The sequence below is a fragment of the Rhizobium sp. PRIMUS64 genome (genome assembly GCF_023006465.1).
Taxonomy (GTDB): domain Bacteria; phylum Pseudomonadota; class Alphaproteobacteria; order Rhizobiales; family Rhizobiaceae; genus Rhizobium; species Rhizobium leguminosarum.
The window spans coordinates 1-223 of the sequence record NZ_JALBGX010000398.1 but is presented as its reverse complement, the minus strand read 5'-3'; the positions used below and the strand labels follow the sequence as shown (position 1 = coordinate 223).

1 protein-coding gene is annotated in these 223 nt (G+C 64.1%); it reads right to left on the bottom strand.

Features of this window, described 5'->3' with window-relative positions:
* On the bottom strand, positions 1-223 hold a 223-nt coding region (locus tag MOV76_RS40445), incomplete at both ends, for a GTP-binding protein (protein WP_247266654.1).

Below are 223 nucleotides of genomic sequence, written 5' to 3'. Positions count from 1 at the left end.
CGGGATATCGTCGCCCGGGAAGTCGTAGGACGACAGCAGTTCGCGAACTTCGAGCTCGACCAGTTCGAGAAGCTCGGCGTCGTCAACCTGGTCGACCTTGTTCAGGAACACAACGATTGCCGGAACGCCGACCTGGCGAGCCAGCAGGATGTGTTCGCGCGTCTGCGGCATCGGGCCGTCAGCGGCCGAGCACACCAGGATCGCGCCGTCCATCTGGGCAGCA